The organism is Agrobacterium burrii, from assembly GCF_017313405.1.
GTDB classification, from domain to species: domain Bacteria; phylum Pseudomonadota; class Alphaproteobacteria; order Rhizobiales; family Rhizobiaceae; genus Agrobacterium; species Agrobacterium burrii.
Window position 1 is genome coordinate 80,178 of record NZ_JAFLNA010000010.1, and the last position, 25,715, is coordinate 105,892.

Genomic DNA, 25,715 nt, shown 5'->3' on the forward strand with positions numbered 1-25,715 from the left:
ATGCTGGCGATTTTCTGTGACACTCCCGGTCAACTTACCGCCAAGGATCTGCCGAAGCCTCGCCGTGGTGAAGGTGAAGTGCTGGTGCGCATTCGCCGCATCGGCGTCTGCGGTACGGATCTGCATATTTTCACCGGCAACCAGCCTTATCTTTCCTACCCGCGCATCATGGGCCACGAGCTTTCCGGCACGGTGGAAGAAGCGCCTGATGGCAGCCCTCTTTCCGCTGGCGACGTGGTCACCGTCATCCCCTATATCTCCTGCGGAAAATGCAGTGCCTGCCTGAAGGGCAAGAGCAATTGCTGCCGCAATATCGGCGTGCTCGGCGTTCATCGCGATGGCGGCATGGTTGAATATCTGAGCGTGCCGCAGCAATTCGTGCTGAAGGCGGAGGGGCTGAGTCTCGATCAGGCGGCCATGACTGAATTTCTGGCGATTGGCGCGCATGCCGTGCGCCGTGGCGCGGTCGAGAAAGGGCAGAAGGTCCTGATCGTCGGCGCCGGCCCTATCGGCATGGCGGTTGCGGTTTTTGCGGTTCTCGATGGCGGCGAGGTGACCATGATCGACGGGCGCACCGACCGGCTGGATTTCTGCAAGCAACATCTCGGTGTCGCCCATACGGTGGCGCTTGGTGAAGGCGACAGGGAGCACCTTTCCGAAATCACCAGTGACGATTTCTTCGATGCGGTTTTTGATGCGACGGGCAATCCGAAAGCCATGGAGCGCGGGTTTTCCTTCGTCGGGCATGGCGGTTCTTATGTGCTGGTATCGATTGTCGCCAGCGATATCAGCTTCAACGATCCGGAGTTTCACAAGCGCGAGACGACGCTGCTCGGCAGCCGCAATGCGACGCCTGACGATTTCGAGCGGGTGTTGCAGGCGCTGCGGGACGGCAAGGTACCGGAAGCTCTGATTACCCATCGTATGACGCTTGCCGATGTACCTTCTAAATTCGCCGGTCTGACCGATCCGAAAGCCGGAGTGATCAAAGGCATGGTGGAGGTCGCATGACGTCTGATACCCCCATTCTGCAATTTGGCACCAGCCGCTTTCTTCTGGCGCATGCGGATCTGTTCGTTTCACAGGCGCTGGATAAAGGCGAGGCTCTTGGACATATCGCTATTGTCCAGACGACCGGCAATGCGGAAAGCCTGAAGCGTGTTGCGGCACTGAACAGCGGAGCGCCCTACCCTGTGCGCATTCGCGGTATCGGCGATGGGCAGGAAGTGGACGAGGAAATTCCGGGTAAGGCTGTCGCACGCGCGCTGACCGCCGCGACCGACTGGGCCGAAGTGCGGCGTCTTGCCAGCGTGGCCGAGGTTATCCTGTCCAATACGGGCGATCGCGGTTATGAGCTGGATTCCGCTGACGGGCCTGGCCTTGCGGCCGATTTCACGGTGGTGCCGAAAAGCTTTCCGGCGAAGCTCTGCACGTTGCTGCTGGAGCGTTTTCAGAGCAATCCGGAAGCGCCTTTGTCGATCTTCCCCTGCGAACTTGTGCCGCGCAATGGCGAAAGGCTGCAGCAAGTCATTCGCCAGCTTGCCGACGAATGGCAATTGCCGGCGGGGTTTGCTTTTTATCTCAATGAGAAATGCCGTTTCGCCAATAGTCTGGTCGACCGCATCGTCTCCGAGCCTATCGATCCAGTTGGTGCGGTGGCGGAGCCCTATGCGCTCTGGGCAATCGAGAGGCAGGAAGGGCTCGTTTTGCCATGCGCTCACCCTGCGATCGTGTTGACGGATGATCTCGACCACTACGAAAAACTGAAGCTCTTTCTGCTCAATCTCGGCCATTCCTATCTGGCCGAGCGCTGGATGCAGGATGCCCGGGCCAAGGACGAGACGGTGCGGCAGGCAATGGCCGACGACGCTCTCGTTACGAATCTGGAAACGCTGTGGCGCGACGAAGTTCTGCCGGTCTTTGCCGCCGAAGGCATGGGAGATGAGGCTGAGGCCTATATCGGTGTGTTGCGCGAACGTTTGCGCAATCCTTTTCTCGCGCATCGGCTGGCCGATATCGCCGGTAACCACGATGAAAAGAAGCGTCGTCGATTCATCCCGATCATCGCTGCTGCAGAACGGCTGGGATTGAACCTGCCGCAACACGGGCTGCGCGCGGCGCTTGCCACCATCAAGCAATAACGGAGTTTTTCATGCAGCGTATGGGCATGGTCATAGGCGTCAAACCGGACATGATCGCGGAGTATAAAAGGCTGCACGCTGCCGTCTGGCCGGAAGTTCTGGCGCTCATCAGCGACAGCAACATCCGTAACTATACGATCTTCCTGCGTGAACCGGAAAATCTGCTGTTCGGTTATTGGGAATATCACGGCACGGATTTCAGCGCTGACATGGCGAAGATAGCCGCAAGCCCCAAGAACCAGGAATGGTGGTCTTTCACCATTCCCTGCCAGCAACCGCTCGAAAGCCGCAAGCAAGACGAGTGGTGGGCGATGATGGAAGAAACCTTCCACCACGATTGAACGATTTCCTTTGACACTGACCGCGAGTAACCGGCCATGACCAAAATTACAGATCTGCGTGTTTTCGACCTGCGTTTCCCGACCTCCCAGAGCCTCGACGGTTCGGATGCGATGAACCCCGACCCGGATTATTCGGCGGCTTATGTCATTCTCGACACCGACGAGCCGGGCTTGAAGGGCCATGGCCTGACCTTCACCATCGGCCGTGGCAATGACATTTGCTGCATGGCGATCGAAGCGATGCGGCATCTGGTGGTCGGCACCGATCTTGCCGTGGTTACCGAGAACCCCGGCAAATATTGGCGGCATCTGACGAGCGACAGCCAGCTGCGCTGGATCGGCCCGGACAAGGGTGCGATGCATCTCGCCACCGGTGCCGTCGTCAATGCTGTCTGGGATCTGCTGGCGAAGAAGGCGGGCAAGCCGGTGTGGCAGCTTGTTGCCGATATGAGCGCGGAAGAAATCGCCGATATCGTCGATTACCGTTATCTGACCGATGTGCTGACCCGTGACGATGCGCTTGCGATCCTCAAAACGGCCGAAAGCGGCAAGAAGGAACGTATCGAAACGCTGAAGAACGAGGGTTATGCCTGCTACACGACGTCAGCCGGCTGGCTCGGTTATGACGACGCCAAGCTGCGCCGTCTTTGCCAGGAAGCCATCGATGCCGGATTCAACCATGTGAAGATGAAGGTCGGTCGCGATCTGGAAGACGATATTCGCCGTCTCACCATTGCCCGCGAGGTGATCGGCCCCGACCGTTACCTGATGATCGATGCCAATCAGGTGTGGGAAGTGGATCAGGCGATCGAGTGGGTGAATAAGCTCGCCTTTTCCAAGCCTTTCTTCATTGAAGAGCCGACCAGCCCGGATGATGTCGCCGGCCATCGCAAGATTCGCGCAGCCATCGGCTCCGTGAAGGTAGCAACTGGTGAAATGTGCCAGAACCGCATCATGTTCAAGCAGTTCATCGCCGAAGGCGCCATCGACGTGGTGCAGATCGACAGCTGCCGTATGGGTGGGCTGAACGAAGTGCTGGCGGTGCTGCTGATTGCCGCCAAATACAATCTACCGGTCTGGCCGCATGCCGGCGGCGTCGGCCTTTGCGAATATGTGCAGCACCTGTCGATGATCGACTATCTGGTGGTTTCAGGCACCAAGGAAGGTCGCGTCATCGAATATGTGGATCACTTGCACGAGCACTTCATCGAGCCTTGCGATATCCGCAACGCCGCTTACATGCCGCCGAAACTGCCGGGCTTCTCCATCGAAATGAAGCCGGATTCGATTGAGACCTACACCTTCGAGGGATGATCAAAGGACAGTAGCGCTGCCTCGAGGCGCTGCCACTCCGCTTCGCTGCCGGGAAGGCCGAAACGCATGTCGCTCGGCCTTTCATCGAAAATGCGGACCAGAATGCCGCGCCGGCCGAGATGGCCGAACAGTGCTGTGGCGCGCTTGTCCCGGACCAGCGTGAACAGGGACGTGCCGCCGGCGATTTCCAGTCGCGCTTTTTTCAGCAGGTCATTCATGCGCCGGGCTTCTTTCGCGAGCTGAAGGCGCATGGATGATCGCCAATCCTCGTCTGCCAAAGCTTCGGTCGCAATATGTAGTGCCGGGCCGGAAACTGCCCAGGGTCCGAGCCTTGCCTCGAGTGTAGCGGCGATATCAGGATGCGCAATTGCGAAACCGAGCCGCACGCCTGCCATGCCATAAAATTTACCGAAGGATCGCAGTACCACCAGCGCATCGTGATCTGCGACATCTGCAAGGCTTTCCGCACCTCCCGTTTCGATAAAAGCTTCATCCACGACGAGCAGGCCGCCATTAGGGCGCATCGAATCGGCTAGAGACAGCAGAGCCTGTCTATCAGTGGCGCGGCCATCGGGATTGTTGGGATTGACCACCACCGCATAGCCGGATGCTGACAGGTCGCCAAGGTTTTCCACTTCGGTAACGGTCAGTCCGGCCATGCGCGCGGTGCGGGAATGTTCCGCATAGGCGGGCGAAAGGACGCTGCCATTTTTTGCCCCACGGGAAAGAGCGATTTGAGCCAGTAAAGGCATCAGCATCTGCGTGCCGGGAGAAAGTGTGACATGCCGGGCAGAAGGTGCGCCAAAATGGGCTGCTGCCAGCTGTTTCAACTCTTCGGCAGCATCCGGTTCCGGCAGGCGGGCGAAGGCGCTGGCGGGAATGGGCGAATGCGGATAGGAGTGCGGATTGATCCCGGTCGAAAGGTCGATCCAAGGTTCAGGCGCTTCAGGGAACATCAGCCGCGCCTTGCCGAGATTGCCGCCGTGACGGATCGCTCCTTGAGCCTTTTCTGGTACTGTCTCGCCCATGTTCTTTGCTCTCGCTTTCCTGTCGCTCGTGATCGAACGCCTGACCGGTTATCCGGAATGGCTGTTCAATCGCATCGGCCACCCCGTCACCTGGATCGGTTCGCTTATCGCGCTGCTGGACAAAAAATGGAACCGGGAGAGTGCGTCATTTTCGCAGCGTAAGGCGGCGGGCGTGGCGGCTCTGGTGGTTTTTGCCGGTCTCACCGTCATTCTTGCATGGTCTGCGCAATCGCTTCTGCTTCTCCTGCCCTTCGGCCTGTTGGCTGTGGCGATCCTCGGTGCTTCGCTTCCGGCGCAGAAAAGTCTGGAACAGCATGTGGAAGCTGTCGCCATTGCTTTGGAGCGCGAAGGGGTGGAGGGTGGCCGTATGGCGGTTTCGATGATTGTCGGTCGTGATCCGCAAAAGCTGGATGAGGCGGCGATCTGCCGCGCGGCGATTGAAAGTCTGGCCGAGAATTTTTCCGACGGTATCGTTGCCCCTGCTCTTTGGCTCGGCCTGTTGGGCCTGCCGGGCGGCGCGGCCTATAAGGCGATCAATACGGCCGACAGCATGATCGGCCATCGTTCACCACGCCATGAAGCCTTTGGTTGGGCCTCGGCCCGGCTGGACGATCTGGTCAATTTGCCGGCGTCGAGGTTGAGCGGCGTTCTTTTCGTAGCGGCAGCTTTTTTTGTGAAGGGCGCGTCGCCCAAGGGTGCCATCGCTGCGATCCGTCGTGATGCGCACCACCATCGTTCCCCCAATGCCGGCTGGCCGGAGGCGGCGCTGGCTGGTGCTCTTGGCTTTGCACTTGCCGGCCCACGCTCCTATGGCGGGCAGATGATTGATGCGGGTTTCATGGGTGAGGGCGGAAGAGCGACGCTGGTTGCCGGCGATATTCGCACCGCGCTACGGCTGGCGCGGATCGCAGATGTCTTGCTGATCGGCTTGTTTGGGCTGCTGGCGATCCTTATCGCGCTATAGACAGCAGTCTGTCGAGATCGAGGTGCTCTTCCATATGCGCCGCCAGACGGTCAAGAACCGCGTCCACTTGCGCATCGTAATTCAGATGGGTGCCCTCACCGCCAAGTCGCTCCAGCCATGCGCTGCGCTGGCCGTTATCCGCAAAAAGCCCGTGAATATAGGTGCCGAAGATGCGGCCGTCGGGCGAGATGGCGCCATCGGCATGTCCGTCGATCATCGAGAACGGCTGGTTATCCGCAGCACCCTTCGTTTCGCCGACATGCATTTCATAGCCGGATAAATCAATTCCGTCGAAACTCCTGCCCCGCACGGAAACCAGCCGTTTGTCGCCGGTCAAAACCGTATCGACATCCAGCAAGCCAAGCCCGTCAATCTTCGCCAGCGGCCCTTCTATGCCGGCAGGATCAGCGACGGTTTTCCCCAGCATCTGGTATCCGCCGCAGAGGCCAAGAACATAGCCACCACGCCGGGCGTGGGCCTTGATATCGATATCGAGACCCGCATTTTTCAACATGGCCAAATCGGCGATGGTGGATTTCGAACCGCAAAGCAGCACCAGCCGGCAATCGGCAGGAATGGTTTCGCCCGGCCGCACGCGGATCAGTTCCACATCCGGTTCCATGTCCAGCGGATCCAGATCGTCGAAATTGGAAATATGCGGCAGGATTGGCACCGCGATGCGGATATTCGCACCCGGTTTCTGCTGGGCAGGGCCGGAAAGACCGAGAGCATCTTCCGCCGGCAGTTTCGTGGCATCGGAAAAATGTGGCAGAAGGCCGATGGAGGCCCAATCGGTCTTTTCCGCAATCATCCGCATGCCATCTGAAAACAGCGCCGGATCGCCGCGAAAGCGGTTGACGATGAAACCTTCGATCATTGCCGCATCGCCCGGCTCAAGCACTGCCTTGGTGCCGACGAGGCTGGCGATGACGCCGCCCCGATCGATATCGCCGATCAGGATTACGGGCGCATTTGCCGCACGGGCAAAACCCATATTGGCGATGTCATTGGCGCGTAGGTTGATTTCAGACGCGCTGCCCGCCCCTTCCACCAGCACCAGATCGGCCTGTAGTTTCAGGTGCTCAAAGCTTTCCAGCACAAGCGGCATCAGCCCGGCCTTCATGTGCTGATAATCGGCCGCTCTGGCATTACCGACGATCTTGCCCTGCACCACCACCTGTGCGCCGGTCTCGCTCTGTGGTTTCAGGAGTACCGGGTTCATGTGAACGGAGAGCGGCACCCCCGCCGCCCGCGCCTGCAGCGCCTGCGCACGGCCGATCTCGCCGCCGTCGGCGGTCACCGCCGCATTATTCGACATGTTCTGCGGTTTGAACGGCATGACCGACAGGCCGCGCCGGGTGAATGCCCGGGCAAGGCCGGCCACCATCAGCGATTTGCCGACGTCCGAGCCGGTTCCCTGAAACATCAGCACCCGCGCAGTCATGTCAGAATTCTATCCCGGCCTGCGCCTTCACGCCCGCCTTGAAGTGGTGTTTCACCAGCGTCATTTCCGTCACCATGTCGGCGGCGTCGATCAGCGGTTGCTTGGCATTGCGGCCGGTGACGATAACGTGCAGATCAGGCCTGCGACTGGACAGCGTTTCAACGACCTCTTCCAGCGGCAGATAGTCGTAACGCAGCGCGATGTTCAGTTCATCGAGGATCAGGAGGCCGATCGTTTCATCGGCCATCAGGACCTTGGCTTCTTCCCAGGCCTTTGTGGCTGCGGCAACATCGCGTTTCAGATCCTGTGTGTCCCACGTGAAACCCTCGCCCATGGTGCGCCAGACAACCTTGTCACCGAAAAGCGTCAGAGCCTGTTGTTCGCCCGTTGACCATGCGCCCTTGATGAACTGCACCACGCCGACTCGCCGCCCGGTGCCGAGCATGCGCAAAGCAAGGCCGAAGGCCGCCGTGGACTTGCCTTTGCCGGGGCCGGTATTGATCATCAGCAGACCTTTTTCGATGGTCTTTGCCGCAACTTCGGCATCCTGAGCCGTCTTGCGGTTGACCATTTTCTGCCGGTGGCGTTCGGCTTCGTTGTCGCTGATGTCGCGCGTCATCACGTTTTCCTTCTCATCCTGCTGTGCGGGGCCATGCCCCCGCCATTCGGAGCGGCGACTATACCCAATTTGCCGCACCCGGCAATGTGTGAGGGACAGGCCGCGGCATTGACCCTCACCCCCGTTCAGCCTAATGGTAGCGGACTGACGGTCTTTTCCCGGCAACGGGAAAAGCTAAGAGGGAACACGGTTCCACCCGGACAATGGGTCATTCCGTGGCTGCCCCCGCAACTGTAAGCGGTAAGCCCGCACCGTAAAGCCACTGGGCCTTCAATATGGGTTCGGGAAGGCGGTGCCCGGGTGTTTTGAAGCCGCAAGCCAGGAGACCTGCCGTTTCAGAAAAAACGTCTGCCGGGCGGGGTGCTCCGGTCAGTCGGTCAGATCGAACATTGGGGTTGCGCATCTGCGCATGCCGTTTTCGATATCCGCACCCCGACGATTTTTTTAAAGGCGCGGGAAGCGAAACGGTTTGGATATTTCAGCGACATCTTCATGTGCAGGCGGAAACACGCAGGCTGACACGGCGTCCGGTGTGGTCGTCTTCGTTTGCCGAAGCTGTCGCGATGAAGCCGATCCCAATGCTGAACCGCGCGCCGGTTCGCGCCTCGCCGATGCCGTCATCGCAAAGGCGGAAGAATCTGGCGTCGTCGTTCGTTCCGTCAATTGCCTTGCCAATTGCAAGCGCGGCCTCAGCGCCGTGCTGCGTGGCGGCGACGGCTGGTCCTATGTATTTGGCGGACTGACGCCGGATGATGCAGGTGACCTGTTGACGGGCGCGCATATGCTGGCCGCCTCCGCAGATGGCCTGATGCCCTGGCGTGGCCGGCCCGACACATTAAAGCGCGGCATGGTGGCGCGCATTCCCCCATTCGATTTTACCGAGGAGAGATCATGAGCACCCTTCTGGACCGCGTTCCCTGCACCATCGTCACCGGCTTTCTGGGGGCCGGAAAAACCACGCTGCTGCGCGGTCTTCTGGAAAAGCTGGACGGCAAGCGGCTCGCCATCATCGTCAATGAATTCGGCGATATCGGCATCGATGGCGAAATTCTGAAAGGCTGCGGCATTGAAAGCTGCCCGGAAGAAAACATCGTCGAATTGGCCAATGGCTGCATCTGCTGCACGGTGGCGGATGATTTCCAGCCCGCCATCGAGCAGATTTTGAGCCGCCAGCCGAAGGTGGAGCATATCCTCATCGAAACGTCCGGCCTCGCCCTGCCGAAGCCGCTGGTGCAGGCCTTCCAATGGCCGGCGATCAAGAGCCGCGTGACGGTGGATGCCGTGGTGGCCGTAGTGGATGGTGCCGCCCTTGCCGAGGGACAGGTTGCCCACGACATGGAAGCACTCGCCGCCCAGCGGGCGAATGACGAGGCGCTTGATCACGATGACCCGGTTGAAGAGGTTTTCGAGGATCAGATCGCCTGCGCCGACCTCATCGTTATGACCAAGGCTGATCTTCTCGATAGCGCTGGTCTCGACAAGGCAAAGGCCCACATTCTTGAGCACCTGCCAAAGGCCGCGAAGATCGTCGTGGCATCCAATGGCGCAATCGATCCTGCGGTGCTGATCGGTCTCGGTCTTGCGGTGGAAGAGGACATCGAAAACCGCCGTACCCACCATGATGGCGAACTGGATCATGAACACGACGATTTCGACAGCTTCGTCATCGATCTGCCTGCCGTGAGCGATCCGGAAGCGCTGGCGATCCGCATTGCAGAGACGGCGGCTGCCGAAAATGTTTTGCGCATAAAGGGCTTCATTGAAGTTTCCGCCAAGCCGATGCGCCTGCAGGTGCAGGCTGTCGGCAGCCGGGTCAACCACTATTACGATCGCCCATGGGCGGCGGGTGAGGAGCGCCGCAGCCGGCTCGTTATCATCGGTGAAAAGGGCATCAACCGCGAAAAGATAGAACAGATGCTGGCCGCCTGACCGGCCACGGACTTTTACTGGAAATGCTTTAGATGCATATTCTCGCCACCACATCCTCGTCTCTGGACGACCTGATCGAGCCGGTTGATCTCAACCAGCCCCGTTCAGATGTGGTGATGTTGTCTTTTTCGGCAAGCGATCTTGCCGGGCTTGAGCAGGCCTGGCGGCAGGCGGGGCGCGCTATGCCATCCCTGTCCGTCGCCAATCTGTCCGAGCTTCGGCATCCGATGTCGGTTGATCTGTGGATCGAAAAGACGGCGGAACATGCCCGCGTTATTCTTATCCGGATTCTCGGCGGCGCGGAGCGCTGGCGTTACGGCGTCGACCAGCTTGTGATTTTGGCACGCAGGCACGGCATCAAGCTTCTGCTTTTGCCGGGAGAATGCAGCGAAAGGGACGAAAAGCTCGAAGCGGCTTCGACCGTCGATCGGCAGATGTTGGCCTCCGTCCTTTCCTTTTTCCGTGAAGGCGGAGGGGAAAATATGGGCCGCCTTGCAGCTGGTCTGGCGGTTCTGGCAAAGGATGGCATCTGGCCGGATATCGAGGCCGAACCATTGCCGAAGGCCGGATTCTACCGGCCCGGGCAGGGCGTCGTCAGTCAGACGGAAGCCCGCGCCGCCTTTCCAGCCGATGCAGCCATCCTGCCCATTCTCTTTTACCGCTCCATGCTGCTTGCGGAGGATGTGGCGCCCGTGGATGCGCTTTTCCACGCGCTCTGCGAGCGCGGTTTTGCGCCCTTGCCGATTTTCGTCAGCGGCCTGAAGGATGGGGAGGCGATCCGTTTTCTCGAAACCGTGCTGCCCGATCTTCAGCCTGTCGCCATCATCGCCGCCACGGCTTTTGCCAGCCAGACGGATGAAGTCGGGAAAACACTGTTCGACCGCCTTGGCGTGCCAGTGTTTCAGGTGGTCATGGCGACGACCCGGCGGGATGGCTGGGCGGAAAATGCCCGCGGCCTCAACCCGTCCGATCTTGCCATGCATGTGGTTCTGCCGGAACTGGATGGCCGGATTCTCGCCGGTGCGATTTCGTTCAAACAGGCGCGGGCGGATGGTGGTGTCAGCCTCCTAAATGTGCCGGAGGCGGATCGCGTCGAGCAGGTGGCGAACCGCATCGCGGCCTTTCTGCGATTGAAACAGGCATCGAAACAGGATCGCCGTATCGTTATTCTGATGCCCGATTATCCCGGTGCCGCGCCGGGGCGCACGGGTTATGCCGTTGGTCTGGATGTGCCGCAAAGCGTGCTTGAAATGTTGCGCGATCTTGCCGATGCGGGATATGCGGTGTCGAATATTCCTGAAACCGCTCGGGCTTTACTGGATTGTGTCGAGCATCAGGAAGCGGCGATTGATCTTTCCGCCTATCTAGATTTTCTTGAGGTTTTGCCGGAAACGGCGGCCGTATCCGTGAATGCCACGTGGGGAACTGCGGAAAGTGACGATGCGCTTGCCGATGGCGCATTCCGCTTTCGCGTCGCCCGTTTTGGCAATGTGTTCGTGGCGCTCGCACCGGACCGGGGGCGAAACGAGGATAAGCGGGTGGATTACCACGACCCTGCCCTGCCGCCGCGTCACGCACTTGTTGCTTTCGGTGCGTGGATGCAACGGGTCGCGGCGGCACATGCCATCGTACATGTCGGTGCTCACGGCACGCTCGAGTGGCTGCCGGGCAAGACGGTCGCGCTTTCGCGCAATTGTTTTCCGGAAATCGTCACCGGCCCACTGCCGGTGGTCTATCCTTTCATCGTTTCCAATCCCGGCGAGGCGGCGGTGGCCAAACGGCGGATTGCTGCCGTGACTATCGGCCATATTCCGCCGGTGCTGGTCAATGCCGGGCTTTCACAGGGCCAATCGGCGTTGGAACAGCTGGTCGATGAATATGCGCAGGCGGATGGGCTGGATCGCCGCCGCCGTGACCGGCTGGCGAAACTGATCGTTGAAAAGGCGCTGGAAACCGGGCTTGCGGCGGAGGCGGGCGTGGGCGCGAAGGATGACGCCGACGCGGCCCTGTCGCGTATCGACGCCTTTCTCTGCGACCTGAAAGATTTCGCCATCAAGGATGGCCAGCATGTCTTCGGCCGCTACCCGGAAGGGGAAACCGATCCGCTGAGACTTGAAAGCGCCAGGGCGGAAAAAGCGGCGCTACTCGCCGCGCTTGATGGACGACATGTGGTTCCCGGCCCTTCCGGGGCACCCGCTCGCGGACGGCTCGACGTGCTGCCCACCGGCCGTAATCTTTATGCAGCCGACCCGCGCACCATGCCGACGCCGACGGCTTTCGAGCTAGGCCGCATGGCGGGGGAAGAAGTGCTTCGGCACCACCTGCAAAGTCATGGCGACTGGCCGAAACATCTGGTTTTCGACCTCTGGGGAAGTGCGAGCCTGCGCAATGGCGGTGAGGATGTGGCGCAGGCGCTGCATCTGATGGGGGCGAGACCGATCCATGACCTGACCACCGGCCGCGTCACCGGCATCGAAGTTATGCCACCGGCGAGCCTTGGGCGGCCGCGGGTTGATGTCACCTTTCGCATTTCTGGCCTGTTCCGCGACATGTTTCCGGCGCTGATTGCGCTGCTTGATGCCGCCGCCAAGGCCGTGGCGCGGCGGGATGAGGCGCCGGGAGACAATCCGCTGGCGGAAGAGGCGGCAGCGCTCGGGCATATTCCGGCGCGTATCTTCGGTTCCGCGCCCGGAACCTATGGCGCGGGTATCGAAGAAAAACTCGCCAGCGGAAAATGGGACGAACGCGAGGAGTTGGGACAGGCCTATCTTGATGCTGCAAGCCATGCTTTCGGCGGTGCCGATGGGCTGGAGATGTTCGAGAATGCCGGTTTTGTGGAACTTGTGCGCCGGGCCGATCTTCTGGTTCATACTGGCGACGATCCCGGCCGCGATCTTCTTGACGGTTCTTCCGATGTCGCCTTCATCGGCGGCTTCTCCGCGGCGAAGGCAGCATTGGGTGGTGTAGCCGATATCGTGGCGCTGGATACGACCGACCCGGCACGTCCGCGTGCAAGGTCGATGGCGCAGGCGCTGACGCGGGTGGTGCGGGCACGCGCCGTCAACCCGCGCTTCATTGCCGGCCAGATGCGGCATGGCCCACGCGGAGCGGCGGAATTTGCCGAGACTGTGGACCGGCTGGTCGGTTTTGCCGAAACCACTCATGTGGTTTCCTCTTCGCTGATCGAGGCGCTTTATGATGCCTATTTCGGCAACGAGGCGGTGCGCGATTTCATCCTGCGGGAAAATCCGAAGGCAGGACAGGTGATGGCCGAGCGCTTCCTGTCCGCCCGCCGTCGCGGCCTGTGGCATAGCCGGCGAAATGCGGTGGATGCGGAGCTGGAAATACTGATCCTGCCCCGTTCCGAAAGGGTTGGCGCATGATGGCTACCGCTGCCGATACCGTTCAGCCATTCGGTCGCCGTGGTCTTTGCCCGGCGCTCTCAGCACCTATGCGGACCGGCGACGGTTTTCTGTCCCGAGTAGCTTTCGACGCGGATATCTCGCCCCGTGCGATGGTGGCACTTTGCGACCTTGCCGAGCGGCACGGCAATGGGCTGCTCGACATCACCGCACGCGGCAGCCTCCAGTTCCGCGGCCTGACGCCGGAAAGCGCATGCGCCCTGGAAAAGGATGTTCTGGCACTTGGTCTGCCGCTGCGCGAAGGGCTGGCAGTCGAGACTTCGCCTCTTGCCGGCCGGGATGACACGGAAATCGCCGACGGGCGTTTTCTCGCCGAACAGATAAGGAAAGAGGCTGACCGGCTCGCTCTTCATGAAAAGCTCGCCGCCAAGATTTCTGTCGTCGTTGATGGTGGCGGATATCTCTCCACGGGGGAATTGCTGGCAGATATTCGCCTCAAAGCGATCCGGCTGGACAGCCAGACTTTCTGGCAACTGCTTGTCGGCGGGCCGGAAAGCAAAGCACTGAACGCGGGGTTAGTCGAAACGGCTGCGGCGGCGGATGTGGTCCTTTCGCTTCTCCTTTATCTCGCCGGCAAGGGGCCATTTGCACGTGGCCGCGATCTGGACCGATCGGCCATCCAAGCGGTTTGTGGTGACCGGCTGCTGGATCGGCTGCTAAAGAGCGAGGCCGTTCGGGCACCTTCTTCGCCGCTTGGATTGACGGCAGCGGGCACGGGCCTTTTTGCTGCCGGTACCGCGCCTGCCTTCGGGCAGGTTCGAGGCTCTGATTTATCGCGCCTCTGCCAGGACGCCGATGTGCTCGGCATCAGGGCTTTGCGGCCATCACCAAACCATAGCATGCTATTTTTCGGATCGAAATCCGCTTGCGATGCATTGCTTGAGGCTGCGGGGGCATGTGGTTTCGTTACCGAAGCTGGTGATGCGCGCTCTTCCATCGCTGTCTGTCCCGGCGCGCCGGGCTGTGCATCGGCTTTTCTTCCAACGCATGAACTGGCCGCTTTTGCTTCCCGGGAATGCGTCTCATTGCTCGACGGTTCTTTCACGTTGCATATTTCCGGCTGTGGCAAAGGCTGCGCGCACCCTGCCCCGTCGCTTCTGGCCTTTTGCGGCACGGCCGATGGGCTGGTCTTTTCCGTTTCCGGCCGCGCCGGCGACCCGCCCGACGGGATTTTACCTTTCGCACAGCAGAGGACGGCGCTTTCGCGGCTTGCCCGTCTTTACGAAAAAGAACATAAGCCCGGGGAAAACGGCGCCACCCTGCTTGCCCGTGTTGGCAGGCAAGCGATTGGTGCGGCGCTTCGACAGGATGACCGATGACCGACTATGACTATATTCGCGACGGCAACGCGATCTATGAGCGCTCCTTCGCCATTATCCGTGAAGAAGCGGATTTATCCGGCTTCACCGAAGAGCAGGCGGATATCGCCATTCGCATGATCCATGCCTGCGGGCAGGTGGAGGCGGCCAGCCATTTCCGTTTCTCGCCCGATTTCGTTGCCGCTGCGCGGGGTGCGTTGCTGGCCGGAAAGCCCATCCTCTGTGATGCGCAAATGGTTGCCCATGGCGTAACCCACGCCCGGCTTCCGAATGACAATGCCGTGATCTGCACATTGCGTGATCCACGCACACCAGAGCTTGCGAAAAAGATCGGCAATACGCGTTCGGCCGCCGCACTCGATCTCTGGGCGGAAAAACTGGACGGCGCTCTTGTTGCGATCGGCAATGCGCCGACGGCGCTGTTCTATCTTCTCGAGATGTTGGAAAAGGGTGCGCCGCGTCCCGCCGCCATCATCGGCATGCCCGTCGGCTTCGTCGGTGCGGCGGAATCGAAGGATGCGCTGGAGGCAAGCGCGCTCGGCATTCCCTATGCCATCGTCAAGGGACGTATGGGCGGTTCGGCCATGACGGCCGCTGCCATCAATGCGGTTGCGAGGGCAGGCCTGTGAGTGCGGCTCTTTTTGAACAAGCCAAGGGTAAACTGGTTGGTGTCGGCACCGGGCCGGGCGATCCCGAGCTTCTGACACTGAAAGCGGTGCGCGCCATCGAAAATGCCGATGTGCTTGCTTTCTTCTGCAAGAAGGGCGGCAGCGGTAATGGTCGCGGCATTGTCGAAGCCTTCATCCGCCCCGGCACGCTGGAAATGCCGCTGGTCTATCCGGTGACCGTCGAAAGCGACAAGAACGGCGAGGATTATCGCGGCGCGATTGCCGCATTCTTCGATCAGTCGGCGAAGGACATTGCCGCCCATCTTGAGGCCGGGCGCAATGTGGCCGTGCTTTCGGAAGGCGATCCGCTGTTTTACGGCTCCTATATGCACCTTCATCTGCGGCTGTCTCCGTCCTACGATGCAGAGGTGGTTGCGGGTATCACGGCCATGTCCGGCTGCTGGTCCATGGCCGGGCTGCCGTTGGTACAGGGTGACGACATATTGAGCGTGCTCCCCGGAACGCTTGCGGAAGATATTCTCGCGGAACGACTTTCCGGTACCGATGGAGCCGTGATCATGAAGGTTGGGCGCAACCTGCCGAAAATCCGCCGGGCGCTGGAAAAGGCCGGCAAGCTCAGCGAGGCGCTCTATGTTGAGCGCGGCACCATGGCAAACAGCCATGCGGTGCCGCTTATCGAGCGTGACGCATCGCCGGCACCCTATTTTTCGCTGGTTCTGGTGCCCGGCTGGAAAACCAGACCCCTCTCTTCAGGTGAAAAGCCATGACCGGCAGGCTCGTCGTCGTCGGCCTCGGCCCCGGCAATATGGCGCAGGTAACGCCGGAAGCGCTGGCTGCCGCCGAGGCTTCGGAAGATTTCTTCGGTTATATTCCTTATCTCGACCGCCTGTCGCTTGGACCTCACCAGCGCCGCCACGCCTCCGACAATCGCGAAGAAATCTCCCGCGCCGAACAGGCGCTGCGGCTTGCGGCCGAAGGCGGCAAGGTTTGTGTGGTCTCCGGCGGCGATCCCGGCGTTTTCGCCATGGCGGCGGCCATCTGCGAGGCGATTGAAAATGGTCCGTCCGAATGGCGCGAGATCGATTTTTCGGTCGTGCCTGGTGTGACCGCCATGCTGGCCGTTGCCGCAAAGGCCGGCGCTCCGCTAGGTCATGATTTCTGCGCCATTTCGCTGTCTGACAATCTCAAGCCCTGGGGTATCATTGAAAAGCGGCTGATCGCGGCGGCGCAAGCCGGATTCGTGATGGCTTTTTATAACCCCGTCAGCAAGGCGCGGCCGCACCAGCTCGGCACCGCTTTTGATCTTTTGCGCGCGCATCTGCCCGGCTCGGTGCCGGTGATCTTCGGTCGCGCCGCAGGCCGCTCGGATGAGCGCATTCGGGTCGTGCCGCTCTCGGAAGCATCGAGCGACATGGCTGACATGGCCACCTGCATCATCGTCGGTTCGGTGGAAACCCGTCTGATCGAGCGTTCCGGCAAGGAACCGATCGTTTATTCGCCGCGGTTTTCGAAAAGGGAGAGCTGATGGCGGATGGCGGTGAGCGCAGACGCTATGTCCGGCACCGTCGTGCCCTTCAGGGGCGCGTCGCCGAGAGATCGCGGCCGCTCGATCATGATGACCGGCAGGTCAAGCCGTCTCGCCGCTTCGATTTTGCCGTAACTGGCGCTGCCGCCGGAATTCTTGGAAACCACCGCCTCGATGCGGTTTTCCGCCAGCATGTGGATTTCGTCATCAAGAGCGAAGGGGCCGCGCGCGGTGATGTAGCGCGCATCCGGTACTTTCAGCGGTGGCTCCACGGGGTCGACACTGCGGATGAGATAATTGTGCTGGGGGGCGGCTTCGAAGGGAAGAAGCTCCTGGCGGCCGAGAGCCAGAAATACACGCCTGCTTTCATCTCCAAGCGCGGCAACAGCCTGTTCGGCAGTGTCGGCGCTCTGCCATCGGTCACCTGGCTGTCGCTGCCAGGCGGGACGCGAAAGCGCCACAAGTGGAACGTCGGCCAGTCTTGCTGCTTCAACCGCATTGGCGGAAATTTTTGCCGCATAGGGATGGGTGGCATCGACCAGAATATCGAAACCCTTGGTGCGAATGAAATCCGCCAGCCCTGCTGCGCCGCCAAACCCGCCGCTGCGCATCGGTACCGGCTGTTCGACCGGCGAGAGCGTGCGGCCCGCCATGGACAGCAGAATTCGGTAGCTGGAGTCCTCTGCCAGCCTGCCGGCCAGAATGCGGGCATCCGCCGTGCCGCCAAGGATGAGTATGGAGCGTGTCATGACGTCTGAATATTCCGGAACGGGTAAGGCTTCTACTGAAAAGAGTGCTTCCACCGAAAAGAAAGAAAAGCCATGGCTCTCGATCGTCGGTATCGGCGAAGACGGGCTTCAGGGGCTGGGCCGCAACGCGGTCGCGGCAATAGAGACGGCGGAGGTGGTTTTCGGCGGAAAACGTCATCTGGAACTGGCGGAAGCAGCCATTCAGGGGGAGGCACGCCCGTGGCCGGTGCCCTTTGATGTGGGCATGAGCGATGTTCTGGCGTTGCGCGGCAGGCGGGTTTGTGTGCTGGCCTCCGGCGATCCATTTTTCTACGGCGTCGGCGTTACGCTTCTGCGGCGGATCCCTTCCGGGGAGACTGTCTGCTATCCCTCGCCTTCCGCCTTTTCTCTGGCCGCGGCACGGCTTGGCTGGGCGCTGCAGTCGGCCGAATGCGTTTCGCTGCATGGGCGTTCCATCGATCTTTTGCGGTCGCATCTGCATCCCGGCGCGCGGATCATCGCGCTGACTTCGGATGAGCGCGACCCGGCTTCGATTGCGCGGTTATTATCCGAGTCCGGTTTTGGTCGGTCGGAATTCATCCTGCTTGAGGCGTTGGGGGGAGCGCGTGAAAGGCGGCGGCAAGCCAGGGCGGCTGATTTTGCCTTTGAAGATATTGACCCGCTGAATGTGGTGGCGATTGATGTCGTGGCGGATGAGGATGCGCGTGTCCTGCCGTTTACGCAGGGGCTCGATGACAGCCTGTTCGAACATGACGGGCAGATAACCAAACGGGAAATCCGGGCTGTGACGCTCTCCTCACTGGCGCCCCGGCGTGGAGAACTGCTGTGGGACATTGGCGCGGGCTCCGGCTCGATCGGTATCGAATGGATGCTGTCGCATCCCTCGCTGCGCGCCATTGCCATAGAGCAGCATCCGGAAAGGGCGGAGCGGATCACCCGCAATGCCGATGCTTTTGGCGTTCCGGGGCTGGAGGTCATGATCGGTGTGGCCCCGGCAGCTTTTGAAGGCTTGCCCACGCCGGATGCTATTTTTATTGGCGGTGGCGGCAGTGAAGCAGGTGTGCTCGAGGCTGCCATGGAGGTTTTGAAACCCGGCGGGCGGCTGGTCGCCAATGCGGTGACGCTGGAAATGGAAGCGGTGCTGCTGGCCGCCTATGCGCAGCTTGGCGGTTCGATGATCCGGCTGGAGGTTTCTCGCGTAGCGGCTGTCGGCTCCATGTCAGGCTGGCGGCCGGCCATGCCGGTGACGCAATGGAGCTGGGTCAAGCCATGGTGATCGTGGCCGGTATAGGCTGCCGTAAAGGTGCTGCTTCGGATGCGATCATCACGGCCATACGCACCGCCGAGCTGACCCTTGGCATGACGGTTGACTCTCTGGCGACTGCGTCGCTCAAGGCCGGGGAAGCTGGCCTCGCGGAAGCGGCAAAAGCCCTGTCGCTGTCGCTTGAAATCGTAACGCAGAAGCGGCTCGAGGCAGTTGCCGCTGAGACGATGACATTTTCACAGGCCAGCCTTGATCATGCCGGAACGCCAAGCGTCAGTGAAGCTTCGGCGCTTGCGGCGGCGGGAGAAAATGCACGGTTGGTTTCGCCACGCCTCGTCGTCGGTGATGTAACTGTGGCTATCGCAACGACGGGCAACGTGCCACGTGGTAACGACTGCGCCATTGAATACGGAGAAGAAGAATGACGGTTCATTTCATCGGCGCCGGTCCGGGTGCCGCAGATCTCATTACGGTGCGCGGGCGCGATCTGATCGCTGCCTGCCCGGTTTGCCTCTATGCCGGCTCGCTGGTTCCGAAGGCGCTGATCGATTATTGCCCGCCGGGGGCGCGCATCGTCGATACGGCGGCACTTTCGCTGGATGAGATCGAGGCGGAATTCGCGGCGGCGGCAAAGGCAGGCAAGGATGTCGCGCGGCTGCACTCCGGCGATCTTTCCGTCTGGAGCGCCATGGGCGAACAGATTCGCCGACTGGAGCGGCTGGGTCTGGATTATACCGTCACGCCTGGTGTGCCCTCCTTCGCCGCGGCTGCCGCCACCTTGCAGCGGGAGCTGACGGTGCCGGAAGTGGCGCAGAGCCTTGTGCTGACCCGCATTTCCGGTCGTGCATCGAAGATGCCTGACGGTGAGACGCTGAAGGCTTTCGGTGCGACTGGCACGACACTCGCCATCCACCTCGCCATCCATGCCATCGGCAAGGTGGTGGAGGAGCTGACGCCGCTTTATGGGTCCGATTGCCCCGTTGCCATCGTGGTGCGCGCCTCCTGGCCGGATGAGCGGGTCATTCGCGGCACGCTGTTCGATATTGAGGCCAAGCTTACGGCGGAACCGGTGGAGCGCACGGCGCTGATCTTCGTCGGTCGCGGGCTTGCCTCCACGGATTTTCGCGAGAGCGCGCTTTATAGTACCGACTATGTACGCCGGTTCCGTTCTCCGAAAGAAGATGCGGCGGGTTGATGCGACGGCGTGAAGGCGGTGCGCCCCTTGAGCGCGCCCTGGCGATCGAAAACAACAATATCGAGCGCGATGGCCGACGTGTTCAGCGCCGCCGCTGCGGTTACCCAGGCTTTTTCCGCAACGATTGCCCCGAGGTCTATCCCCGCGTCTTCGGCCAGCTGAAAGGCGTGCGCGACCATGTTGGCCTGACGGATGGCAATGGCGAGATCATCATCGCCTCCCGCCTCCGTGGCCAAAGCCGCCAATGCTTCAAGATCGGCAAGGCCCTTTTTGGAATGCACGTCGAGCATGCCCTGGGCGAGCTTGGTCATTTTGGCGACGCCGCCGGCGATCGTCACACGCTCGACGGGGTGGCTGCGCAGATATTTCAGCATGCCGCCGATGAAATCACCCATGTCGATCAGGGCAGTTTCCGGCAACTCATACAGCGCCTGACCGGCCTTTTCGGAGGTGTTTCCGGTCGCGCCAAGCACGTGTGTGCAGCCGGTTGCCCGCGCCACATCGATGCCGCGCCAGATGGAGTGAATCCAGGCCGAGCAGGAAAAGGGAATGACGACGCCGGTGGTGCCGAGAATGGAAATGCCGCCGAGAATGCCGAGCCTGCCATTCAGGGTTTTTTCGGCCAGTTTCTCGCCGTCTCGAACCGAGATTTCCACTTCGAAATCGGCATTCGCTCCCGCCACTTCGCGAATGGCGGTCTCGATCATCTTGCGCGGCACGGGGTTGATGGCGGGTTCTCCCGGCGGCAGTGGCAGGCCCGGCCGGGTAACGGTGCCGACGCCCTTGCCGGCCTTGAAAGTGATGCCGCTTCCTGGCTCACCCCGTCTGACCGTGCTTTCGATCAGCGCGCCATGGGTGACGTCAGGATCGTCGCCGGCATCCTTGACGACGCCGGCGCGGGCGAAGTTTTCACCTTTTTCTTCTGTTGCAAGGGAAAATGCCGGCCTCGCACCGCTTGGAAGTTCGACCTCGACGGGGTAAGGAAATTCGCCGGTCAGAAGGGCGGCGCAGGCCGCCTTCGTGGCGGCTGCCGCGCAGGTGCCCGTGGTCCAGCCGCGGCGAAGGGTCTTTCCATCCGTTTCCATATCAATTCCTATAGCCGGGACGGCTTTTTCCGTCATCGTTAAAAAGCAGCCAAGAAATGTCGATACCGCAGATTTTGAACAGCATTGCCGCAAAAGGCCCGGTCTTTGAGGCCGGTCACGTCTGGCTCGCGGGCGCAGGGCCGGGCGATGTGCGTTATCTGACGCTGGAAGTGGCGCTGGCGCTTTCTCAGGCCGATATTATCGTGCGCGATGCACTGGTAAGCGATGACGTTGTGTCTCTTGGCCCACAGGCCGAAATCGTCTTTGCCGGGAAGCGGGGCGGCAAGCCCTCGACGACGCAGGACGATATTACCGCCTCCCTGATCGATTTTGCACGGCAGGGTAAGAAGGTGCTGCGGCTGAAAGGTGGCGATCCCTTCATTTTCGGGCGCGGTGGCGAAGAGGCGGAGGCGCTTGTCGGAGCCGGCATTCCCTTCCGGATCCTGCCGGGCATGACCTCTTCGCTCGCCGCGCTTGCTTCGGCTCGCATTCCCGCCACCATGCGCGGCATCAGCCGCGCTGTGACGCTTGCCACCGGCCATGCGGCGGGCACCGAAGAGGATCTCGACTGGCTGGCGCTGGCGAAAACACAGGAACCCATTGTCGTCTATATGGGGTTAAAGAATATTGGCGCGATTGCAGCACTTCTGGTGCAGGGCGGACGTTCGGGCACGACGCCGGTTGCGGTCATCATGTCGGCGACGACGGAGCAAGAGCGCATTTTCATTGGTACGCTGGAAAGCATAGCTGACGATGCAAAGCGGGAAAATTTTGAAGCACCGGCGTTGATCGTCATCGGGGAGATCGTTTCGATGCGAAGCCGTCTCGGTGGGGTCGGTTCATGACGGTTCGGGCGATCATCATCGGTGCGCCGCGTTCGGGGTCGGGCAAGACCAGCGTGACCATCGGCCTGCTCAGGGCCTTTGCCCGGCGTGGCATCAAGGTGCGGGGGATCAAGACCGGGCCGGATTATATCGATCCCGGTTTCCACGCCTTCGCCACCGGCACGCCCGGTCTCAATCTGGATAGCTGGGCCATGCAGCCGGATTTGCTGCGGCATCTGTTTTCACAGCAAACCGAGGATGCGGAACTCGTTCTGATCGAAAGCGCCATGGGTCTGTTCGACGGCATTCCGGTGGCGGAAAACCGCACCGGTTCGGCGGCGGATCTGGCGCGGCTGTTCGGCATTCCCGTGCTGCTGGTGCTGGATGTGTCAGGCCAGTCGCAGACGGCGGCCGCTGTCGCCCATGGTTTTGCTCATTACGATCCTGATGTCACCATGGCGGCAGTGGTGCTGAACCGAGCTGGTAGCGAAAGGCACCGGACCCTGTGCACGGAAGCCATCGAAAAAATCGGCCTTCCCGTTGCGGGCTGTGTCCTGCGCGATCCGTCGCTCATCTTGCCGGAGCGGCATCTGGGGCTGGTTCAGGCCAGCGAACATCCGGAAATCGATGCCCATATAGAACGGCTGGCGGATGCAATGGAAAAATCCATAGATCTCGACGCCTTGCTTTCACTCGCCGCGCCGGTGAATGTGCCTTCGGGTTCGGTGTCGGCGGCGATTGCACCACCCGGCCAGCGTATCGCGCTGGCTGAGGATGCGGCTTTCACCTTCCTTTATCCGCATCTCAGGAAACATTGGCATGCGGCCGGGGCCGAAATCGTGCCATTTTCGCCGCTGGCTGATCAGGCGCCTGACGAGAGCTGTGATATTTGCTGGTTGCCGGGCGGGTATCCCGAGCTTTTTGCCGGAAAACTCGCCGATGCGGGTGATTTCAAGGCCGGTCTTACCCGTTTTGCCGCGACGAAGCCGGTGCATGGTGAGTGTGGCGGTTACATGGTGCTCGGCGAGGCGCTTGAAGATGCTGATGGGGCAACCCACGCCATGACCGGGCTTCTATCGCATGCCACCAGTTTTGCAACGCGTAAGATGAACCTCGGTTACCGGCAGGCAACGATCGCGGCAAGTGGTCCGCTCGGCTCGGCGGGCGATGTTCTGCGCGGCCATGAGTTTCATTATGCACGGGTCACCGATCCCGGCCGTGATGAGCCTTTTGCCCAGATCGCCGACGGGCAGGGCCGTCCGCTCGGGCCATCGGGTGGGAGAAGGGGTTTCGTCTCTGGCACCTTCTTCCATGCCATCGCGAGAGGCGGTTGACCGGGGTTTTCGTCGTGGTGCGGCAAAGTGGAGCAAGCTGCGAAAGTTTGTAGGCTCTGGCCATGGGAAAGTGCTATAGATCGCGTCAGGGAACACGGAAAAGCGGAAATAGCTCCTGCGATCCATGTTCCGTGAAGTGTGGTCGGCTTGAAAGCTGTTTCATATTTTCCGGCCCGAGCCTGCTATCGCGCATTTTTGTCCCGAGCGTGCCTACCGATGATAAAGCCCCGAATTTTTCTCTCTGCCGCTCTTGCTGCATCCATTCTGCTGGCTCCCTTCGGTGGGGGAATCAACGGCATGTCCGCCCATGGCGGCGAAGACTATGCGACGCTGGAAAAGCTGGGCGCAGCGCTATTCGATGATCCCAATCTTTCGATGAACCGCACCATGGCCTGTTCCACCTGCCATATGCAGGCTTCAGGTTTTTCCGATGCACGCGAGAGCGAGAAGGTTGGGCGGGATGTGTCGCTGGGTGATGACGGCATTTCGCTCGGTGACCGCAATGCGCCGACGGCAGCCTATGCCCGGTTCACGCCGCCTTTCGGCAAAAATGCGGCGGGTGAGTATGTCGGCGGGCAGTTCTGGGATGGCCGGGCCTCGCTGCTGGAAGATCAGGCGGGCGGCCCGCCGCTCAATCCGCTTGAAATGGGCATGCCGGACAAAGCCTCTGTCGTAAAACGGCTCAGGGAAAACCCGGATTATGTCGCAGCCTTCGGCACACAGTTCGGCAATGATGTCTTCCAGAGCGATGAGACCGCCTATGCCGCGATGACCAAGGCGCTGGCGAGCTTCGAGCGCTCGGATGAATTCTCAACCTTCGATTCCAAGTACGACCGCTTTCTGCGGGGCAAGGAAAAGCTGACCGATCAGGAGGAGCTGGGCCGAGTTCTCATCTCCTCGACGCAATTCACCAATTGCAATACCTGCCATGAAATCCGTGGTGCCAAGGGTCTGGAAGACGGCCTCTTCACCAACCACAAATATTTCAATATCGGTGTTCCCGCTAATATGGCGGTCAGGGCCGTAAATGGTTCGAGGCCGGATGCGGTCGATCTGGGTTTGGCGCAAAATCCTGAAGTGGCCGGTGATCCGGCTCAGCGGGGAAAATTCAAGGTGCCGACGCTGCGCAACGTCGCGGTTACCGGTCCTTATATGCACAATGGCGTGTTTCGGGATCTACGCACGGTGGTGCTGTTTTACGTGAAATATAAGAGCAAGAAGCCCAGCCGTCAGATCAACCCGGAAACTGGCAAGACATGGGATGCGCCGGAAGTGCCTGAGAACATCGCCATGACGGAACTGACATCTGCGCCGGCGCTGGATGACAAGCGGGTGGATGCCATCGTCGCATTTCTGAAGACGCTGACCGACAGGCGCTACGAGCATCTTCTCCCGAAGGAAGAAGGGCAGACGGCGGTGCCGCCTGCCCAGCCGGTTTCGGTGAGCGTTACGCCGAAAGCGCCTTGAATTCAGCGAGAACCGCGTCACCCATTTCGGAGGTGCTGACCTGGCGGCTGCCTTCGGCCATGATGTCGGCGGTGCGGATGCCCTTGTCGAGCACGTTGGCGATTGCCGTTTCGAGCTTCGTCGCCTCATCCACCATGTTGAACGAATAGCGCAGGCACATGGCGAAGGAGGCGATCATGGCGATGGGGTTGGCGATGCCCTTGCCGGCGATGTCCGGGGCCGAGCCGTGAACCGGCTCATACATGGCCTTGCGCTTGCCGGTCTTGGCGTCCGGTGCGCCGAGCGAGGCCGATGGCAGCATGCCGAGCGAGCCGGTGAGCATCGCAGCAACGTCGGAGAGCATGTCGCCAAAGAGGTTGTCGGTCACGATCACGTCGAACTGTTTGGGCTTGCGCACCAGCTGCATGCCGCCGGCATCGGCCAGCATATGTTCCAGCTGAACGTCCCTGTATTTGGCGGCGTGGGTTTCGGTGACGACCTGGTTCCACAAAACGCCTGATTTCATGACGTTGCGCTTTTCCATCGAGCAGACGCGGTTGTCGCGGGTGCGGGCCAGTTCGAAAGCGACGCCGGCGATGCGTTCGATCTCGAAAGTGTCATAGATCTGCGTGTCGATGCCACGCTTCTGGCCGTTGCCGAGATCGATGATCTGCTTCGGTTCGCCGAAATAGACGCCGCCGGTCAGTTCGCGAACAATGAGGATATCGAGACCTTCAACCAGCTCCGGCTTCAGCGAGGAAGCGGCGGCGAGCGCGGGGTAGCAGATGGCGGGGCGCAGGTTCGCGAAGAGTTCGAGGTCCTTGCGCAGGCGTAAGAGGCCGGCTTCCGGGCGATGCTCGTAGGGAACGCCATCCCACTTCGGGCCGCCGACGGCGCCGAACAGGATCGCATCCGCGGCAAGCGCCTTTTCCATATCCGCGTCGGAAATCGCTACGCCATGGGCGTCGTAAGCCGAACCGCCGACAAGGCCTTCCGAAACGGTGAAGCCGGCATTTTGCGCGCTGTTCATATAATCGATCAGCTTGCGGACCTCAGTCATGGCTTCAGGGCCGATACCGTCACCGGGCAGCAGGAAAAGCGAACGGACTGTCATGAGAACCCTCCTTGGGCGGCGCGCCGGAA

24 protein-coding genes and 1 riboswitch are annotated in these 25,715 nt (G+C 60.8%); of the genes, 18 read left to right on the top strand and 6 right to left on the bottom strand.

Annotated features, from left to right (window positions below; genetic code table 11):
- Genes JZX89_RS18445 through JZX89_RS18460 form a run of 4 tightly spaced genes read left to right on the top strand, consistent with a single transcriptional unit; the run spans nt 1 to nt 3,796 of the window.
- On the top strand, nt 1-1,011 hold the full coding sequence (locus JZX89_RS18445; protein WP_207134966.1) for a zinc-binding alcohol dehydrogenase family protein: 1,011 nt from the start codon (nt 1-3) through the stop codon (nt 1,009-1,011).
- The gene (locus JZX89_RS18450) at nt 1,008-2,141 is read left to right on the top strand and encodes a mannitol dehydrogenase family protein (RefSeq protein ID WP_207134967.1); all 1,134 of its coding nucleotides are present in this window, start codon (nt 1,008-1,010) and stop codon (nt 2,139-2,141) included. The genes JZX89_RS18445 and JZX89_RS18450 overlap by 4 nt, the downstream gene beginning before the upstream one ends.
- An 11-nt stretch (nt 2,142-2,152) precedes the next feature.
- Nucleotides 2,153-2,482 carry an L-rhamnose mutarotase gene (locus JZX89_RS18455; protein WP_149900374.1) on the top strand — a complete coding sequence of 110 codons (330 nt, stop codon included), beginning with the start codon at nt 2,153-2,155 and terminating at the stop codon, nt 2,480-2,482.
- Between the two features lie 36 nt (nt 2,483-2,518).
- The gene (locus JZX89_RS18460; RefSeq protein ID WP_207134968.1) at nt 2,519-3,796 is read left to right on the top strand and encodes an L-fuconate dehydratase; all 1,278 of its coding nucleotides are present in this window, start codon (nt 2,519-2,521) and stop codon (nt 3,794-3,796) included.
- Here the strand turns inward: JZX89_RS18460 and cobD are convergent.
- Nucleotides 3,778-4,824, bottom strand: a complete 1,047-nt coding sequence (cobD, locus tag JZX89_RS18465; protein ID WP_207134969.1) for a threonine-phosphate decarboxylase CobD — start codon at nt 4,822-4,824, stop codon at nt 3,778-3,780. The two genes, JZX89_RS18460 and cobD, sit on opposite strands and share 19 nt — an antisense overlap.
- Between cobD and cbiB the strand changes: the two genes are divergently transcribed.
- Complete coding sequence (gene cbiB, locus JZX89_RS18470; protein ID WP_207134970.1) at nt 4,823-5,788, top strand: adenosylcobinamide-phosphate synthase CbiB; 966 nt, start codon at nt 4,823-4,825, stop codon at nt 5,786-5,788. The two genes, cobD and cbiB, sit on opposite strands and share 2 nt — an antisense overlap.
- On the opposite strand, the gene JZX89_RS18475 is transcribed toward cbiB, so the two are convergent.
- Nucleotides 5,775-7,232, bottom strand: coding sequence for a cobyric acid synthase (locus JZX89_RS18475; protein WP_207134971.1), 1,458 nt, complete (start codon nt 7,230-7,232; stop codon nt 5,775-5,777). The genes cbiB and JZX89_RS18475 overlap by 14 nt on opposite strands.
- Before the next feature lies 1 nt (nt 7,233).
- The gene (gene cobO / locus JZX89_RS18480; protein ID WP_207134972.1) at nt 7,234-7,851 is read right to left on the bottom strand and encodes a cob(I)yrinic acid a,c-diamide adenosyltransferase; all 618 of its coding nucleotides are present in this window, start codon (nt 7,849-7,851) and stop codon (nt 7,234-7,236) included.
- Nucleotides 7,852-7,982: 131 nt separating this feature from the next.
- Nucleotides 7,983-8,200, top strand: a riboswitch (cobalamin riboswitch).
- A gap of 120 nt (nt 8,201-8,320) precedes the next feature.
- Between cobO and JZX89_RS18485 the strand changes: the two genes are divergently transcribed.
- Genes JZX89_RS18485 through JZX89_RS18515 form a run of 7 tightly spaced genes read left to right on the top strand, consistent with a single transcriptional unit; the run spans nt 8,321 to nt 16,675 of the window.
- The gene (locus tag JZX89_RS18485; protein ID WP_149900380.1) at nt 8,321-8,746 is read left to right on the top strand and encodes a DUF1636 family protein; all 426 of its coding nucleotides are present in this window, start codon (nt 8,321-8,323) and stop codon (nt 8,744-8,746) included.
- Nucleotides 8,743-9,780 carry a cobalamin biosynthesis protein CobW gene (gene cobW / locus JZX89_RS18490; RefSeq protein ID WP_149900381.1) on the top strand — a complete coding sequence of 346 codons (1,038 nt, stop codon included), beginning with the start codon at nt 8,743-8,745 and terminating at the stop codon, nt 9,778-9,780. Before JZX89_RS18485 ends, cobW begins: the two co-directional genes overlap by 4 nt.
- A 32-nt stretch (nt 9,781-9,812) precedes the next feature.
- Nucleotides 9,813-13,163, top strand: a complete 3,351-nt coding sequence (cobN, locus tag JZX89_RS18495; RefSeq protein ID WP_207134973.1) for a cobaltochelatase subunit CobN — start codon at nt 9,813-9,815, stop codon at nt 13,161-13,163.
- Nucleotides 13,163-14,521 carry a precorrin-3B synthase gene (cobG, locus tag JZX89_RS18500; protein ID WP_207135046.1) on the top strand — a complete coding sequence of 453 codons (1,359 nt, stop codon included), beginning with the start codon at nt 13,163-13,165 and terminating at the stop codon, nt 14,519-14,521. The genes cobN and cobG overlap by 1 nt, the downstream gene beginning before the upstream one ends.
- Entirely contained in the window at nt 14,518-15,150 is a 633-nt protein-coding gene (locus JZX89_RS18505; RefSeq protein WP_149900383.1) for a precorrin-8X methylmutase, read from the top strand. The genes cobG and JZX89_RS18505 overlap by 4 nt, the downstream gene beginning before the upstream one ends.
- Nucleotides 15,147-15,917: a precorrin-2 C(20)-methyltransferase gene (locus tag JZX89_RS18510; RefSeq protein WP_207134974.1), complete on the top strand. Its 771-nt coding sequence runs from the start codon at nt 15,147-15,149 to the stop codon at nt 15,915-15,917. The genes JZX89_RS18505 and JZX89_RS18510 overlap by 4 nt, the downstream gene beginning before the upstream one ends.
- Nucleotides 15,914-16,675 (top strand): precorrin-3B C(17)-methyltransferase, encoded by a 762-nt coding sequence (locus tag JZX89_RS18515; protein WP_207134975.1) that lies wholly within the window; start codon nt 15,914-15,916, stop codon nt 16,673-16,675. Before JZX89_RS18510 ends, JZX89_RS18515 begins: the two co-directional genes overlap by 4 nt.
- On the opposite strand, the gene JZX89_RS18520 is transcribed toward JZX89_RS18515, so the two are convergent.
- On the bottom strand, nt 16,642-17,424 hold the full coding sequence (locus JZX89_RS18520; RefSeq protein ID WP_207134976.1) for a cobalt-precorrin-6A reductase: 783 nt from the start codon (nt 17,422-17,424) through the stop codon (nt 16,642-16,644). The genes JZX89_RS18515 and JZX89_RS18520 overlap by 34 nt on opposite strands.
- Between JZX89_RS18520 and cbiE the strand changes: the two genes are divergently transcribed.
- Genes cbiE through cobM form a run of 3 tightly spaced genes read left to right on the top strand, consistent with a single transcriptional unit; the run spans nt 17,423 to nt 19,883 of the window.
- Nucleotides 17,423-18,700 (top strand): precorrin-6y C5,15-methyltransferase (decarboxylating) subunit CbiE, encoded by a 1,278-nt coding sequence (gene cbiE, locus JZX89_RS18525; protein ID WP_207134977.1) that lies wholly within the window; start codon nt 17,423-17,425, stop codon nt 18,698-18,700. The genes JZX89_RS18520 and cbiE overlap by 2 nt on opposite strands.
- Nucleotides 18,694-19,113: a cobalamin biosynthesis protein gene (locus JZX89_RS18530; RefSeq protein WP_207135047.1), complete on the top strand. Its 420-nt coding sequence runs from the start codon at nt 18,694-18,696 to the stop codon at nt 19,111-19,113. Before cbiE ends, JZX89_RS18530 begins: the two co-directional genes overlap by 7 nt.
- A complete protein-coding gene (gene cobM, locus JZX89_RS18535) occupies nt 19,110-19,883 on the top strand; it encodes a precorrin-4 C(11)-methyltransferase (protein WP_207134978.1) in 774 nt (257 codons plus the stop codon). The genes JZX89_RS18530 and cobM overlap by 4 nt, the downstream gene beginning before the upstream one ends.
- Here the strand turns inward: cobM and JZX89_RS18540 are convergent.
- Nucleotides 19,838-20,968: a cobalt-precorrin-5B (C(1))-methyltransferase gene (locus JZX89_RS18540; RefSeq protein ID WP_207134979.1), complete on the bottom strand. Its 1,131-nt coding sequence runs from the start codon at nt 20,966-20,968 to the stop codon at nt 19,838-19,840. The genes cobM and JZX89_RS18540 overlap by 46 nt on opposite strands.
- A gap of 56 nt (nt 20,969-21,024) precedes the next feature.
- Here JZX89_RS18540 and cobA point away from each other — a divergent pair, with 56 nt between their 5' ends.
- The 3 genes from cobA (at nt 21,025) to JZX89_RS18555 (ending at nt 24,593) form a co-directional block, all read left to right on the top strand.
- Nucleotides 21,025-21,813 (top strand): uroporphyrinogen-III C-methyltransferase, encoded by a 789-nt coding sequence (cobA, locus tag JZX89_RS18545; RefSeq protein ID WP_207134980.1) that lies wholly within the window; start codon nt 21,025-21,027, stop codon nt 21,811-21,813.
- Nucleotides 21,810-23,126 (top strand): cobyrinic acid a,c-diamide synthase CobB, encoded by a 1,317-nt coding sequence (locus JZX89_RS18550; RefSeq protein ID WP_207134981.1) that lies wholly within the window; start codon nt 21,810-21,812, stop codon nt 23,124-23,126. The genes cobA and JZX89_RS18550 overlap by 4 nt, the downstream gene beginning before the upstream one ends.
- A gap of 216 nt (nt 23,127-23,342) precedes the next feature.
- Complete coding sequence (locus JZX89_RS18555; RefSeq protein WP_207134982.1) at nt 23,343-24,593, top strand: cytochrome-c peroxidase; 1,251 nt, start codon at nt 23,343-23,345, stop codon at nt 24,591-24,593.
- Here JZX89_RS18555 and leuB read toward each other — a convergent pair.
- Nucleotides 24,574-25,686: a 3-isopropylmalate dehydrogenase gene (gene leuB / locus JZX89_RS18560; protein ID WP_207134983.1), complete on the bottom strand. Its 1,113-nt coding sequence runs from the start codon at nt 25,684-25,686 to the stop codon at nt 24,574-24,576. The genes JZX89_RS18555 and leuB overlap by 20 nt on opposite strands.
- Nucleotides 25,687-25,715: the final 29 nt, after the last annotated feature.